At 44.7% G+C, this 13,442-nt stretch carries 11 protein-coding genes; 7 read left to right on the top strand and 4 right to left on the bottom strand.

Going from position 1 to position 13,442, the window contains the following annotated elements:
• Window positions 1-189 precede the first annotated feature (189 nt).
• Together AC1DOV_RS09215 and AC1DOV_RS09210 are read left to right on the top strand one after the other, a co-directional pair.
• The gene (locus AC1DOV_RS09215; RefSeq protein ID WP_477549758.1) at window positions 190-1,923 is read left to right on the top strand and encodes a sensor histidine kinase; all 1,734 of its coding nucleotides are present in this window, start codon (window positions 190-192) and stop codon (window positions 1,921-1,923) included.
• 24 nt (window positions 1,924-1,947) lie between these two features.
• Window positions 1,948-3,561 (top strand): response regulator, encoded by a 1,614-nt coding sequence (locus tag AC1DOV_RS09210; RefSeq protein WP_477549757.1) that lies wholly within the window; start codon window positions 1,948-1,950, stop codon window positions 3,559-3,561.
• Here the strand turns inward: AC1DOV_RS09210 and AC1DOV_RS09205 are convergent.
• Both AC1DOV_RS09205 and AC1DOV_RS09200 read right to left on the bottom strand, forming a co-directional pair.
• Entirely contained in the window at window positions 3,558-4,598 is a 1,041-nt protein-coding gene (locus AC1DOV_RS09205; RefSeq protein ID WP_477549756.1) for an MBL fold metallo-hydrolase, read from the bottom strand. The genes AC1DOV_RS09210 and AC1DOV_RS09205 overlap by 4 nt on opposite strands.
• Window positions 4,595-5,344 carry a class I SAM-dependent methyltransferase gene (locus AC1DOV_RS09200; protein ID WP_477549755.1) on the bottom strand — a complete coding sequence of 250 codons (750 nt, stop codon included), beginning with the start codon at window positions 5,342-5,344 and terminating at the stop codon, window positions 4,595-4,597. Before AC1DOV_RS09200 ends, AC1DOV_RS09205 begins: the two co-directional genes overlap by 4 nt.
• A gap of 186 nt (window positions 5,345-5,530) precedes the next feature.
• On the opposite strand from AC1DOV_RS09200, the gene AC1DOV_RS09195 reads away from it, so the two are divergent.
• Genes AC1DOV_RS09195 through AC1DOV_RS09185 form a run of 3 tightly spaced genes read left to right on the top strand, consistent with a single transcriptional unit; the run spans window position 5,531 to window position 9,047 of the window.
• Window positions 5,531-6,862, top strand: a complete 1,332-nt coding sequence (locus AC1DOV_RS09195) for a spore germination protein (RefSeq protein WP_441875670.1) — start codon at window positions 5,531-5,533, stop codon at window positions 6,860-6,862.
• Window positions 6,859-7,959: a GerAB/ArcD/ProY family transporter gene (locus tag AC1DOV_RS09190; RefSeq protein WP_441875667.1), complete on the top strand. Its 1,101-nt coding sequence runs from the start codon at window positions 6,859-6,861 to the stop codon at window positions 7,957-7,959. The genes AC1DOV_RS09195 and AC1DOV_RS09190 overlap by 4 nt, the downstream gene beginning before the upstream one ends.
• The gene (locus AC1DOV_RS09185; RefSeq protein WP_477511003.1) at window positions 7,956-9,047 is read left to right on the top strand and encodes a Ger(x)C family spore germination protein; all 1,092 of its coding nucleotides are present in this window, start codon (window positions 7,956-7,958) and stop codon (window positions 9,045-9,047) included. The genes AC1DOV_RS09190 and AC1DOV_RS09185 overlap by 4 nt, the downstream gene beginning before the upstream one ends.
• Before the next feature lie 73 nt (window positions 9,048-9,120).
• On the opposite strand, the gene fni is transcribed toward AC1DOV_RS09185, so the two are convergent.
• Complete coding sequence (gene fni / locus AC1DOV_RS09180) at window positions 9,121-10,176, bottom strand: type 2 isopentenyl-diphosphate Delta-isomerase (RefSeq protein ID WP_477511004.1); 1,056 nt, start codon at window positions 10,174-10,176, stop codon at window positions 9,121-9,123.
• Window positions 10,177-10,668: 492 nt separating this feature from the next.
• Here fni and nagB point away from each other — a divergent pair, with 492 nt between their 5' ends.
• Both nagB and nagA read left to right on the top strand, forming a co-directional pair.
• Window positions 10,669-11,394, top strand: coding sequence for a glucosamine-6-phosphate deaminase (gene nagB / locus AC1DOV_RS09175; protein WP_076267784.1), 726 nt, complete (start codon window positions 10,669-10,671; stop codon window positions 11,392-11,394).
• Entirely contained in the window at window positions 11,395-12,591 is a 1,197-nt protein-coding gene (gene nagA / locus AC1DOV_RS09170) for an N-acetylglucosamine-6-phosphate deacetylase (RefSeq protein ID WP_477549754.1), read from the top strand.
• Window positions 12,592-12,659: 68 nt separating this feature from the next.
• Here the strand turns inward: nagA and AC1DOV_RS09165 are convergent, their stop codons facing one another.
• Window positions 12,660-13,442, bottom strand: coding sequence for a DeoR/GlpR family DNA-binding transcription regulator (locus AC1DOV_RS09165; protein ID WP_076267786.1), 783 nt, complete (start codon window positions 13,440-13,442; stop codon window positions 12,660-12,662).

Below are 13,442 nucleotides of genomic sequence, written 5' to 3'. Positions count from 1 at the left end.
AGCGGTTTGTTTAGCGCACTTTCCACTGTTCTGCCCCTTTCCAAACAAAATTTGATTTGAGTTTTTTCATCTCTCCTGTATGATTAATTTTACCAGCAGTCTCTCCTGTTCTATAGACCACGATCTTTGGAAGCATGCCATTTTGTTTACTTATGTATCATTATTTTCATAAAAAGAGAGGACTCCAGCATGCGTTTAAGAGAAAACACATTTGCCAAAATGATTACATTGATCGTCCTTTTGCTTATCCCGATCATTATTTTGTATACGCTTTCTATACGGACAAGCATCGGAGTTATCACGGAAGAAATGAAATCGTTGAAGCAGAAGGACATTACATTTCTAGCGAGCGAGGTTGATAAAAGCGTAACAACGCTATCGACGCTTGGCTTTCTGCTCAGCGAAGATATCCATATCCAGCAGCTGCAAAATTTACATTTAATTGAAAGCACTTACCAGCGAAACGATGAGAAGCTGCGCATTCTCGAGAGGCTTCGCCTGCTCAATGTCGCACAGCGCTGGGACACGCAATACAGCATTACAGCGCCGGCAAGCAAGCAGCTCGTCTCAACAAATACGTATCTCTCGTATGATCTCGAATCGATCAAAAAAATATTGACCCCGACCTGGAAGTACGAGGAAATGACGATTCAAAACATAAAGCAAAATCGTTTCGTACGCCATATCGTCAAGCCAAAAAGCAAAATCACCGATATTGAGAAAGCCGGTATCATCGTTGAGATTTCTTTTCCAGAGGAGCATCTCATAAAGGATTTGGATACGTTCAAGCTGGCAGGCAAAGGCGATCCGTTTCTTGTCCATTCCGATGGGCGCATGATTAAAAATAAAACGGCCGATAAAGAAATGACCAAGAGCATTCAAGCGCTGCTCAAAAAAATGACCGTCCCAGAAGCGTCCAATCAAATTATGACGATAAATGGGGATGATTTTCTCGTCACCTCTGCGCATGTAAAAACGTTGGATTGGTATTTGATTGACTACGTACCGCTCGCAAATGTTTTAAAACCAATCGTCAAAAGCCAAAATTTATTTTACGGCTCCGTCGGTTTGCTGCTCATTATGAGCTTGCTCGCAGGTTATTTGCTTTATCGAAACGTACAGCGCCCAATCGGTTTGCTTATTCGGAGTGTGAAACGGCTGCAGGAAGGCAACTATTCCGCAAGAATAACGGTAAACCCCAAAAATGAATTCACTTATTTATTTCAAAGATTTAACGATATGGCTGCGAATACGGAACAGCTTATTCAGAAGGTTTATGTGGAGGAGCTTCGCAGGCGTGAAGCCAATGTAAAGCAGCTGCAATCCCAGATTAATCCGCATTTTTTATACAATTGTTTCGCGCTCATACGCAGCCTTGCTAGGCTGGATAAGAAGGATTCTGTCATGCGGCTTGCCATGCACTTATCTACTTATTATCGCTATACGACAAGGGTCGAGAAGCTGACCGCAACGCTGAGGGAAGAGCTGCAGCTTGTTGAGAGCTATTTGGAAATTCAACAATTTCATATCCAGCACTTGTCCTACCGCATAGAAGTGCCCGATTCGATGCTTGGTGCTCAGATTCCGCGTCTGCTCCTGCAGCCTGTCGTTGAAAACGCGGTGCTGCACGGAATTGAACGATTTGACGGTGATGGGCTCATCACCATTTCCGGTGAAAGCAATGATCGCTATCACACGATTATAGTAGAAGATAACGGGATGGGGATGACGGACGAAGCCCTTCGAAAGCTGGAGAAAAAAATTATCAATCCGCCTGATGATACGAGCGGCTGCGCGCTGTGGAATATTAGGCAGCGGATGCTGTTCCAATTTGGATCTGAGGCTTCAATCAGCTTCCGAATTCGCGAAGAAGGTGGCGTTGCTGTGTACCTGTCTTGGCCGCATGAAAACTATGCCAACTAGATGAATGAATAGGAGCTGTTCACCATGTATCAACTTTTAATTGTCGATGACCAACCTGATCTTGTAGAGGATTTAGCCAGTAATTTGCCATGGAGCTCAGTTGGCATTGATTCCGTCTATCAGGCACACTCTGGGCGGGAAGCGCTTGATATTATGCAGGCTACGTCTATTGATATCGTCATTACAGATATTCATATGCCCGGCCTCTCCGGCCTTGATTTAATCGAGCAAATCAAAGCATCATGGAGCCATGTGAAATGTATTTTATTGTCCGGCTATAATGATTTTGAGTATGCCCAAAAAGCACTTCAGTTCCAAGCAAGCGACTATTTGCTCAAGCCCGCTGAAGACGAAGAGCTGCTGCAAGCCGTTCGGAAAGCAGCTTCCCAGCTGGAAGAACATTGGAAGGAGGTCAGCTCGCATCAAAGCGCGCTAACCTCTTTGAAAGAAAATGTCCCTATTTTACGAAATCATCTTCTGCTCTCACTTCTGAAGGGACAGGCCTACAGCGACGAAAAATTAAAAGAAAAGCTCGACATTCTGAACCTCGCTTTTCATCCAAAAGAGCCATATTGTATGATGCTTATGCGGATGGAGGACTACTTCTATGAGCAAAGCGAACGTGACAGCTCGCTGCTTGAATACGCCGTGTGCAACATCGCGGAGGAAATATTTACAGAGGAATATAGGTTATGGCATACGAAGGACGAGCATGGCTACTTTGTATTTCTCATTATGGGCAAAGAAAATCAACGCCAAGAGCAAGCTTCCATGCTGCATCTCATTGAGCAAAAAGCAGCACAGCTTCAGCATTATGTGAAATTGTATTTAAAGGGGACCGTATCGTTAGTCATTACGAAGCAGGATGTATTTCCGCTTGAGCTTCGTGAAACCTATGATTTCTCGCTTATCAACTTTAGACAGCGCATTGGCAGTGAACGCGGATTTCTCCTCACACTGACAGAGGAATCACAGCAAGGAGAAGCGAATTCCCTCTCTCATTTATACAATCCGCCGCTGCTTATTCATTTGCTTGAGGCAGGACAATGGGACGCGATCGAGGAGAAACTAAATCTTGCGTTTGAGGAGCTGGAGCTTAAATGGGGCGAGTCGCATGAGCATATTTTGGAAACCTATTTCATGATTGCAAGCTCGTTAAGTTTCTCCATTCATAAAAACAAACTGTGGATGTCCGACATTATGGGATCTGAGTTCAATCAACTGCTTAGCGGTCCCCACTTTCATACGATTAAACAGCTTCGCACTTGGACGTCTGGCATACTTGATAACTATAGAAGCCATATGACTAGCAAAGTACAGCATTCTCGTTCCAGTACGATTCAGAAGGTTCAAGAATATGTTTCAAGCCATTTAGAAGACGCTTCACTGCAATCGATTGCTTCCCATGTATTTCTGAATCCGTCCTACTTGTCAAAAATATATAAGCTGGAAACCGGCGAAGGCATAAGCGACTACTTATCCAGATTGAAAATGGAGACGGCAGCGCATATGCTTCGCACGACAACAGACAAAATTTACGAGATAGCAGCTAAAGTCGGTTATTTGAAAACGAGTTATTTCATAAAGGTGTTCAAAGATCGATACGGCATTACCCCGCAGGAATTCCGTGATCGTTAAGCGGTGATCGCAAAATAATTATAAATGCCATCTTTTTCAGTAGAAGAGATTCGAGCTTGACGCTCCAAATATACCAAATGCGCAAGTGTCTCCGACATTGCAAATCTCAGCTGATGCGCATTCCCGTTCAGACGATTGCCGAATAGAGCCTCGCACATGCCATAGGCGGTGCGGGGCTCTTCTTCGAGCATCCGAACCATTTTGTCTAACCTCCGTATATGATGCTGCTGCAGCTCCAATATCCTGCCATGGAAATCGGTAAAAGGATCCCGATGTCCTGGAAAAGCCAATTGAACCTCATAATGAGCAAGCTCCTGCAAGCTGCCCAGAAATGCTTCCAATGGATCGCCATCCTCACCGGGCACTATGCTCACATTCGGGGTAATATGAGGCATCACCTGATCTCCGCATACCATCCATTTGCGTTCTTTCTGATAGAAACATAGCTGACCATTTGCATGACCAGGCGCGTCAATTAGAAGCCAGCTCATTCCGCCAATTATGATTTGATCTCCCGCTTCGATATAGGTTACCTCTGGTTGAGGGGATACCATCTTCACAAAGGTTTCAAGATTTTGCGCAATAGCCTCTCTATGCTGAATCGGCATACCATGCTTCGCATATAGAGCCTGCAGCTGCTCGCCGAACTCACTTTTTTCTCCCCACAGCCTAATCGTATAGTCATGTGCCCTGCGTGAAATAAATACAGGCGCCCCGCTTCTCTCTTGCACATAACCAGCGAGGCCATAATGATCGGGATGCTGATGCGTCAAAATGATTCTTGTAACATTGCTCCACTCCAGGTTATGATGCTGCAAGACTTTATCCCATACCTGAATGGCTTCGTCCGTTCGCAGTCCCGGATCAATGAGCGTATATCCCTGTTCTTCGGGTATAAGATAGCTATTAACCCACTTGAGGGAAAAGGGAACCGGGACCTTTACCTGCAGCCATCCTTCCTGCCACGAAACCGTATGTAAAGACTCCTGTTCATTTGAAGACGGCATGCTGCTTGAATCCTTGTTTTCAAATATCATCTTTTAGCTCTCCCTGTCATAATCATTCGCGGAGAAGCCTCTGGATCGTATTTCGAACCATCGTAATTGCCGTACAGCTTGTCTATTCTAAGACTGCAAGCATCTAGATTGTTTTCGAACCATTCTAGGTTGTACAGCCTTACCTGTTCTAAATACTGTCTTGGCTTCTCTTCTTTGTCCGGATTGAAAATTGAAATGCCCTTCTGCACCCAACCGTTTGCAATGGATCTTGCCTCTTGTATAAGCAGACCTGTCTCCTCATCAATACGTTCCGATCGGGGCACTAAGGTTTGAGCCACATAAATAGGATTAAGGAAATCGATTAAAAAACAACCGTCTTTACGCAGCACTCTCCGAATATGCCGAAGCACGCTCACATTGTCTTCCTCTGCTGTGAAATAGCCAAATGAGGTAAATAAATTGACAGTCGCGTCAAAACGCTCCGCCTCAAACGGCAGCTCCCGCATATCCCCTTTAACCCATTCAACAAGTCCATCTTCATCATGACGATGAGCTTCATCAAGCAATGCAGTCGATAAATCCATACCTGTAACGGTGTAACCAAGATTTGCTAAAGCGAGTGAATGCCTTCCCATTCCACAGCCTATATCAAGTACATGAGAACCTTCCGCCAGCTCTAGCCAAGCGATCATTTTGGAAGCTTCTTTATTTGCATTTTCCCAATCGCGATGTTTGTAGACAAGCATATAATCGGAGCCGAAGCTCTGTTCGTACCATGGTTTCATATTAATGCTCTCCTTCATCATGGTCATGCGAATTGCTTGCGAATGATGATCACTTTATTGTACTTGAATTCCAACTTACTGGCAAAATCGAATCAAATAAGGATAGTTTTCAAATTATACGTGCAAACTATGGAAGCTTATCCAGATCTTTTTGCAGCTCAGCATCATTTGAAGGGAGGAACCGGCATGAATGAACGTATTCGTTTATTATTTGCAGAAGCCATCGATATCAAATTGGAAAATTTGAAAAATAGCGAAATGAGTATCGAAGTCGCCTATATCGAACCGTTATGCGAAGAGAAAAAAATAAGCGATTTCATTATCGTCCCTTTTATAAAAGAGGAATATTCGTTTCAAGCTCAGCTGGATACAAATCCCGATTATGAAATACTGGAAGATGTCGCTATGTGGCAAAGTCTTCTTCTGCGCGGGCATGTCCTGATTCAAGCAAATGAAGTCGTCTATTCATTCAAAGCTGAACGTGTCATCTGTATTGAGAATTCACAAACACAAGTGGAAAGTGCTATTCAGGGCCCTCAGATCGCATTAAGCGAAAATATAAATATATCACTCAATCTGATCCGCGGCATGTACCCTTCCCCCGATCTTTCGGTAGAAGAGCATACAATTGGAACATTGTCCCAAACACCCGTGTTCGCCTTATTTGATCAGAGACGTGTAGATCCTACCGTTCTTGATAATGTACGTACAAAGTTAACAACGATTAACGTGGAAATGCTTCAATCCGCGGGTGAGCTTGAGAAGCTGTTAGTCGGCAATCGCAAGCATTTGTTTCCAACTATTCTTATTACAGAACGTCCTGACCGCATTACCAGTGCGATTTCCAAAGGGAAAATAATCATTCTCGTAAAGGGAAACATGTTCGCTCTTATTTTGCCGTCCACTTTTTTTGATTTCATGCACGCCGTAGAGGATGATTACGACTCCTATTGGATGACTCGTTTTCTTATCTTCCTTCGTTACACTTCAACTTTGCTCACAATCACTTTGCCTGCTCTCTATATTTCCGTAGTCTCCTATAATCCAGAGCTGTTTCGCGTGCAGCTTGCTTTCTCCATTGCAGGCAGCCGTTCTGCTGTTCCTTATCCATCGTTCATAGAGGTATTTATTATGCTCTTTATGATCGAAACACTAATCGAGGCAAGCATTCGCTTGCCCAGGTACATCGGCTCCACGGCTACTACCGTTGGAGGACTTATTCTTGGACAAGCCGCTCAGCAAGCCGGTCTCGTAAGCAGCATTATGATTATTGTAACGTCAGTCGTAGCTATTTCGAATTTCGTTATTCCTGTCAATTCGCTGTCATTTGCTGTCCGTTTTTTAAAGTATCCGCTAATCGGAATCTCTATTTTCTTTGGCATCACTGGAGTTGCCGTTGGTTTGTTTATCTATATCACTTATTTATGCAGCCTAAGAAGCTTTGGCAAGCCATATATGCGTATTTTCGGAAAACTAAGGCCGTTAGAAGGCGATGTGGGGCAGGTGAAGATTAAATGAACCGTTATTTCTATTACAACTTTATTCTCGTGAGTTTCATTAATCTATTGCTGTATGTCCCACATATCCTTATTCAATATCGCTATACCGGTGCCGTATCTTCTATTGTGGTCGGGATTGTTATTGGTACGATACTCGTCTATATGTATACAAGTGCAATGGCTCGTTATCCGGGAAAAGGATTGCCTGAGATATTAAAACTGCATTCTCCGCAGTGGCTGGTTACGATTTCTATGTTATTTTTTTCAATTATGTGGTGGTTTGCAACGACTATCGTTGTTGTTGCCTACGCCATACTTATTAATCGTTTTTTCAATCCAGACGCGGATGCGAATATTATTCTAGCCATGCTCGTCATTGCCTGCGGTTATGCTGCCACACGTTCAACCCTCTCAGTAATGTTCATCGTTGAAATCGGCATGATCGTAAATGCTCCAATCATCATCTTTATATTGTTTAAAGCCGTACGAAGCAATCAGCTTAATTGGGATGCGATTCATGTCGTAGCCAACTACATAACGGAAATGCCTACATTGACCTGCATTGCAGCCTCTACGTTCATTTTTACCGGTTATATTAATCTTTCATTGTTCAATCGGCTATTTCCACCAAATTTCCGTTTTAAATTCCGCTTTATCTATCCGATAGCCGGCGCTGTTATTTTATTGATTACATTTTTTGTGCCCATTGGTTTTCATGGAACGGAAGGCGTAAACCAATACATTTACATCTGGAGCCAGACCGCTGATTCCCTGCTTATGCAATACGGCTTTATTGAACGTGTGTTGTTTCTTTTTCTAATCGTTTTTTTGAACCTAACTCTCGTTTATACGATGTCCGGCTGGCATCAGGCGATGGAGTTTGTGAAATCTTGTTTTCCAAGCTATAGGCCGGAGTTTGATAGTCTCAAAACACCGATGTCCAACTATGTCATCGTCGGCATTTTTGCATTGCTCTCCATCCTATATCTCATGCTGACGAACGAAAAGATGAACATGATCATTACTACCTATTGGCTCATTGTCCGATTTTTCGTGGAAATATTAATCGTCGTTTGGGTGTTCGTGCTTAGCAAAAGGAGGTCCAAAGCCGTATGAGCATCACCTTTCGAGTCTTTTTGTTAATCCTCTCTCTTGGTTTGCTTGGCGGCTGCGGGTTCAAGGATATCGACAAACGATTCTTCGTGGTCGCTCTTGGCATAGATGCTTCAGATAATGAGAAAAAACCGTTTCGTCTTTCCCTGCTGCTTGCTGTTCCGTCTCCAAAGATCGAGCCTGGCGCATCGAAAACGCAGATCGAGACCATTGATACAGAAACCGTCGCAGAAGGCATTCGAATGTTGAAATCCTACGTCGACAAGGAGCTGGATTTCGGGCATTGCAAAGTGTTTCTCATTGGTGAGAAGATTGCCCGCCAAAACTATACGGAAATATTGCAATGGATGTCGCGGAGAAGAGATATCCAAAGTGTCGCCGATATTGCTATCGGGAAACCGGACGCGGAATCACTGCTGAAAATAAAGCCTGTGTCAGAGCGTTATCCGGGCAACACGCTTTTTTTAAGCTTTGGAGCTGACGGAACCGAGTCATCCTATACTTACGTAGAAACTTTATCAGACTTCGCTAGGCGTGCTTCCGAGGAAGGACTCGATCCGCTGATGCCTGTTATTACAAAGGATGGTAAAAAGAGCTTCGTCATCAACCGAACAGCGCTGCTGGACAAAACAAAGGTCAAGCTTATATTGTCTCCAGCTGAATCGCAGCTTTACAATCAGCTCGCGGAAGATTTCACCAAATCTTCGATGCATGGCATGTTTGAAGGCTTGGATTTAGTCGTTGCGATTACGGATATGCACTCAAATTTCCGACTCGGTAAGCAAAACGGCCAAGACACGATCACGCTTGATGTGAAGATCAGGGTCGTATTTGAGGAAGCGCCAAAAGGCATATATGAAGATCAGTGGCAGCCGATTGAGCAAAATTTAAATAAGGAATATGCTGAATCTTGCCTCGCACTTCTCAAAAAAATCCAAAAAGCAAATGTAGACCCTATAGGTTTCGGTCTGCGCTATCGGGCTACCCATCCTGGTAAGGAGGCTTGGCAGCAGTGGCAGTCCATCTACCCAAACGTTAAATTTATCGTAAATGCCAATATAAAAATTGAAGGTACAGGTATTATCAAATAGGGTTAGCACCACAAACAAAAGAGGTGAGCCAGAAGCTTGTTGCTTCTGGCTCACCTCGAATGATATTTAACTATTATTTTAGGATCAATCGGTTTGTTTGACGCAGCTCATTAACCGTACCAACGCCAATGCCAAACATCGCCGTACGCATTTCAAACTCAATGCGTTCGAATTGCTGCAGCAATTGCTCCTGCGAAATTTCCTTGCTGCTGCTAGCCGCTTGCGGCAGCAATACGCGTCCAAAGCCAGCAAGATTTGCGCCTAGCGCAATTGCTTTCGCAGCATCAACACCCGTACGCAAACCTCCGCTTGCAATAATATTAGCCTCGGGAAGCGCAGCGCGAATTTCCGTCACACTCTCAGCAGTCGGTATGCCCCAATCCGCGAATGCTTCAGCAGCTTGCCTTCTTAAATCATCGGTGGAGCGAAACTTCTCGACTTGGCTCCATGAAGTTCCACCCGCACCAGCAGCATCAATAAAGGAAACGCCTGCACCCACAAGCGCTGCTGCCGTTTCCGCATCAATGCCCCAGCCTACTTCTTTTACCCCAACGGGCACATTAAGCGACCTGCAAACCTGCTCAATCGAAACCAATAAATTGCGGAAATCGGTATCTCCTTCGGGTTGAAACACCTCTTGCATGCTGTTGAGATGCAGGACTAACGCATCCGCTTCAGCAATGTCTACAGCTCTGCGGCATGATTCTACACCAAAACCATAATTCAACTGAACCGCACCAATGTTAGCAATAACCGGTACGGTAGGTGCATCTTTCCGTATGGAGAACGAAGCTGCGAGCTGTTCGTTTTCTATTGCGGCGCGCATGGAGCCTAGCCCAATCGCCCAGCCCCTCGTTTCTGCCACAACCGCCAATCGACGATTAATAGCCCCTGCCTCATCCGTTCCTCCAGTCATGGAGCTAACGAGCAGTGGGGCTCCAAGCTTTTTGCCGAACCAATCTGTATTTAGGCTTACTTCAGCGAAGGAAAGCTCAGGCAGTGCATTATGCTTAAAGCGGTACCGCCCCAAGCCCGTTTCAATGCCAACGCTGTTTACTTGCTCCTGCAAGCAAATACGTATATGTTCTCCTTTACGCTTTGCAGTTGCTGCTTGCTGATCTACTGACATGCTTGTTCCTCCCAAGCTTAAACGGCCAACGCCTTTTATAGCAGCGCCGCTCACGTTTCGCTTCTCTATCTTCTATTCCTGCGTATACAACTTGTGAATTTCCTCATCAATAAGCTGAACATATATGTATCCATTAGGCCTGCTTGCACTTTACACTTCATAACCTTTTCAGCGTAGTAACTATGTACTAGTTTAGCACATTTTTTTGATTCACGCTCTCAACTCCACGACATTGACACATAAGCTGATCCGTCCATTCTGATGCATGCGCTCTGGCGTCTAGAATAGTTCTTCTAATAAATGTGGCATTATAAAGAGACTAACCCCAATCCTAAAAATATGAGCCTGACCGATGAGTTAGAAGCGACGGCTAGCTCAGTAGATAAATGATTTTTACAATCATTTATTTGAATTTTACAATCATTTTATCTTGTTAAACCGTCGAAATTCATATAAAATATAACTAACAAAAGCCTTATAGGGGGACTAAACATGGAAATGATTATATTTGATACACAACAGGAATTAGATGCTTATGCTGCGGAATTATTTGTAGGTATCGTTAAAGAGAAACCAGATGCAGTACTAGGCCTTGCAACAGGATCGACACCCATCGGAATTTATGACAAAATAGTAGAACTGCATAAACAAAACAACGTTAGCTTTAAAGATGTGACAACGTTCAATTTGGATGAATATGTCGGAATCAAGCCTGATAACGACCAAAGCTACGCCTACTACATGAAGCAGCATCTGTTCTCGCACATCGATATTCCCGAGAACCAAATCCATTTGCCAAATGGCATGGCTTCGGATGTTGAGCTGGAATCGAATGCTTACGATGCAATGCTAGAAGCAAGACCAGTAGATATTCAATTGCTTGGTCTAGGCCACAACGGTCATATTGGATTCAATGAGCCTGATGTTAATCTTTCTGGCGGCACTCACGTTGTTAAATTAAAAGAGGAAACGCGTGAAGCAAATGCTCGTTTCTTCGATTCTATGGATGAAGTACCTGAGTATGCAATTACGATGGGTGTTGGCTCTATTTTAAAAGCTAATACGATCGTGCTGGCTGTTCGTGGTGCTGACAAAGCAGAAATTGTAAAAGAAGCATTGACTGGTCCAATTACGACTAACGTACCGGCTTCATTGCTGCAAACTCATGCGCGCGTCATTGTTCTACTAGACCGCGAGGCGGGAAGGATGTTAAGTTAAATGACCCTAAACTCTGCAAACTGGTTCATCCACAACGTAAATATCGTGCTTGAAGATGGGATAGTTAACGGCAGTGTTTTTGTACAAGATGGGAAAATTGCAAAAATTGTTGCCCAAGATGACAAAGAGGCAGCAAACGAGGCTTCAGATGTACAGTTGTCTATAGACGGAAAAGGAGGCTGGCTGCTTCCTGGTTTTATTGATGTGCATGTTCACGGTGGATTTGGTGCGGATTTTATGGATGCTAGCCGTGAAAGCTTTGACACCATTACTAAATTCCATGCCTCACAAGGTACGACAGGCATGCTTGCTACAACGATGACTGCTCCTAAGGAAGCAATTGAAGACGTATTGCATGCCGTTGCAGATTACCGCAGCAGTGAAATGCCTTACGCAGCCTTGTATGGCGTACATTTGGAGGGCCCGTTCATAAGCGAGGCATGGCCAGGCGCTCAAAACCCAGCTTATATTAAAACACCTCAGTTGGAATGGATGCAGCAATGGCATGCCAAGTGGCCCGATCTTCTCCGTCAGCTTACACTGGCTCCTGAGAAAAGCGGTGCGATTGAGACCATCGCTTGGCTTGCTGAGCAAGGGATCGTCACAGCCTGCGGGCATACGGATGCTGTCTATGATGAAGTGATCGCTGCTGCTGATGCTGGCCTTACGCAGGCTGTTCATACCTATAATGCAATGCGTGGTCTGCATCACCGTGAACCCGGAACGCTAGGAGCTGTATTGACCGATGACCGTATTGTGGCCGAGCTCATAGCCGATGGTATTCACGTGCATCCAGCTGCAATTCGTTTGGTGCTCGCTGCTAAACCTTCAGATAAGGTTATACTGATCACAGATGCGATGGCAGCAGCAGGCATGCCGGAAGGCGAATATAGTCTCGGAGGCTTAGCCGTCATCGTAAAAAACGGCGAAGCAAGATTAAAAGATGGCAACGCCCTAGCAGGCAGCTGTTTAACGATGATTGGTGCCGTACGCTTTATCCATGAGCATACCAACCTATCGCTTTCTGAAATTAGTCGGTTGGCTAGCGGCAATGCAGCAAAACAGCTTGGCATCAGTGACCGTACCGGTACAATTACGAGCGGCAAACAAGCTGATCTTGTATGGATTGACTCGCAAATGCAGGTTCAACAGACTTGGGCGCAAGGCCGTTCCATATACGAAGCTAAACAAGCGTAAAAAATGCAAGAGGTTCCGTGCTCAAAGGTTAGAAAACCTTTGAACACGGAACCTCTTTTTATTATTTGTTAATCCGTCACGTATACGGAAATACCGTGCTGCTTCATTTCAGCTGCAAGCTCTTCAGTGAGCGGAACATCCGTAATGACGCCTTTCAGCTCGGATAAGGATGCAATGGAAAATAACGAGGTGCGATCTGTCTTCGTATGATCGAATACGGCATAAGCCGCTTGTGAACGCTTAATGAGTGCTTTAGCAATTTGCGCTTCTTGCTCGGAGTAGGTCGTGATGCCTCCAGCAGCAGATATACCATCAACACCGATAAACATCTTTCCGATATGCAAATGAGCGACCATTCCCTCACCTAGAGGGCCGCAAAGCTCAAAGCTGTTATGGCGCATAATGCCGCCGGTAACGACAACCTGAATATCGCTGCCTGCCAGCTCCATCGCGATATTAACCGCATTGGTTACTACCGTGATGCCTCGCCTCGATTTGATCATCTTAGCAATAAGGAAATTTGTTGTACCGCCAGAGAGACCAATCACATCGCCTTCCAAAATTAAAGAAGCAGCTAATTCCGCGATATGCTCTTTCTCTAGAATCGACAAACCTTCCTTCTCCGCAAAAGGCAAATCCCTAACTGAATTCATTCCATCGTACATCGCACCGCCAATTGTCCGAATAACCGGATAATCAGCTTCCATTTGCTCAAGATCTCTTCGAGCCGTCGCCTCAGAGCAGCCGAAGCGCTCAACCATTTCCAAAATCGTCACCCTGCCCTGCTGCTTCAAAAGCTGCAGAATAGCTTCACGTCGACGCTGACCCTTGTTACCGATCAATTCAGCCAT

The organism is Paenibacillus sp. 01T47 (assembly GCF_056398245.1).
This window is presented reverse-complemented; position numbering and strand designations above follow the sequence as displayed.

Excerpts from the sequence above, each read along its gene's own strand:
- AC1DOV_RS09215 (WP_477549758.1), top strand. The coding sequence starts at position 190 with ATGCGTTTAAGAGAAAACACATTTGCCAAAATGATTACATTGATCGTC.
- AC1DOV_RS09210 (WP_477549757.1), top strand. The coding sequence starts at position 1,948 with ATGTATCAACTTTTAATTGTCGATGACCAACCTGATCTTGTAGAGGAT.
- AC1DOV_RS09205 (WP_477549756.1), bottom strand. The coding sequence starts at position 4,598 with ATGATATTTGAAAACAAGGATTCAAGCAGCATGCCGTCTTCAAATGAA.
- AC1DOV_RS09200 (WP_477549755.1), bottom strand. The coding sequence starts at position 5,344 with ATGAAACCATGGTACGAACAGAGCTTCGGCTCCGATTATATGCTTGTC.
- AC1DOV_RS09195 (WP_441875670.1), top strand. The coding sequence starts at position 5,531 with ATGAATGAACGTATTCGTTTATTATTTGCAGAAGCCATCGATATCAAA.
- AC1DOV_RS09190 (WP_441875667.1), top strand. The coding sequence starts at position 6,859 with ATGAACCGTTATTTCTATTACAACTTTATTCTCGTGAGTTTCATTAAT.
- AC1DOV_RS09185 (WP_477511003.1), top strand. The coding sequence starts at position 7,956 with ATGAGCATCACCTTTCGAGTCTTTTTGTTAATCCTCTCTCTTGGTTTG.
- fni (WP_477511004.1), bottom strand. The coding sequence starts at position 10,176 with ATGTCAGTAGATCAGCAAGCAGCAACTGCAAAGCGTAAAGGAGAACAT.
- nagB (WP_076267784.1), top strand. The coding sequence starts at position 10,669 with ATGGAAATGATTATATTTGATACACAACAGGAATTAGATGCTTATGCT.
- nagA (WP_477549754.1), top strand. The coding sequence starts at position 11,395 with ATGACCCTAAACTCTGCAAACTGGTTCATCCACAACGTAAATATCGTG.
- AC1DOV_RS09165 (WP_076267786.1), bottom strand. The coding sequence starts at position 13,442 with ATGGCTGAATTGATCGGTAACAAGGGTCAGCGTCGACGTGAAGCTATT.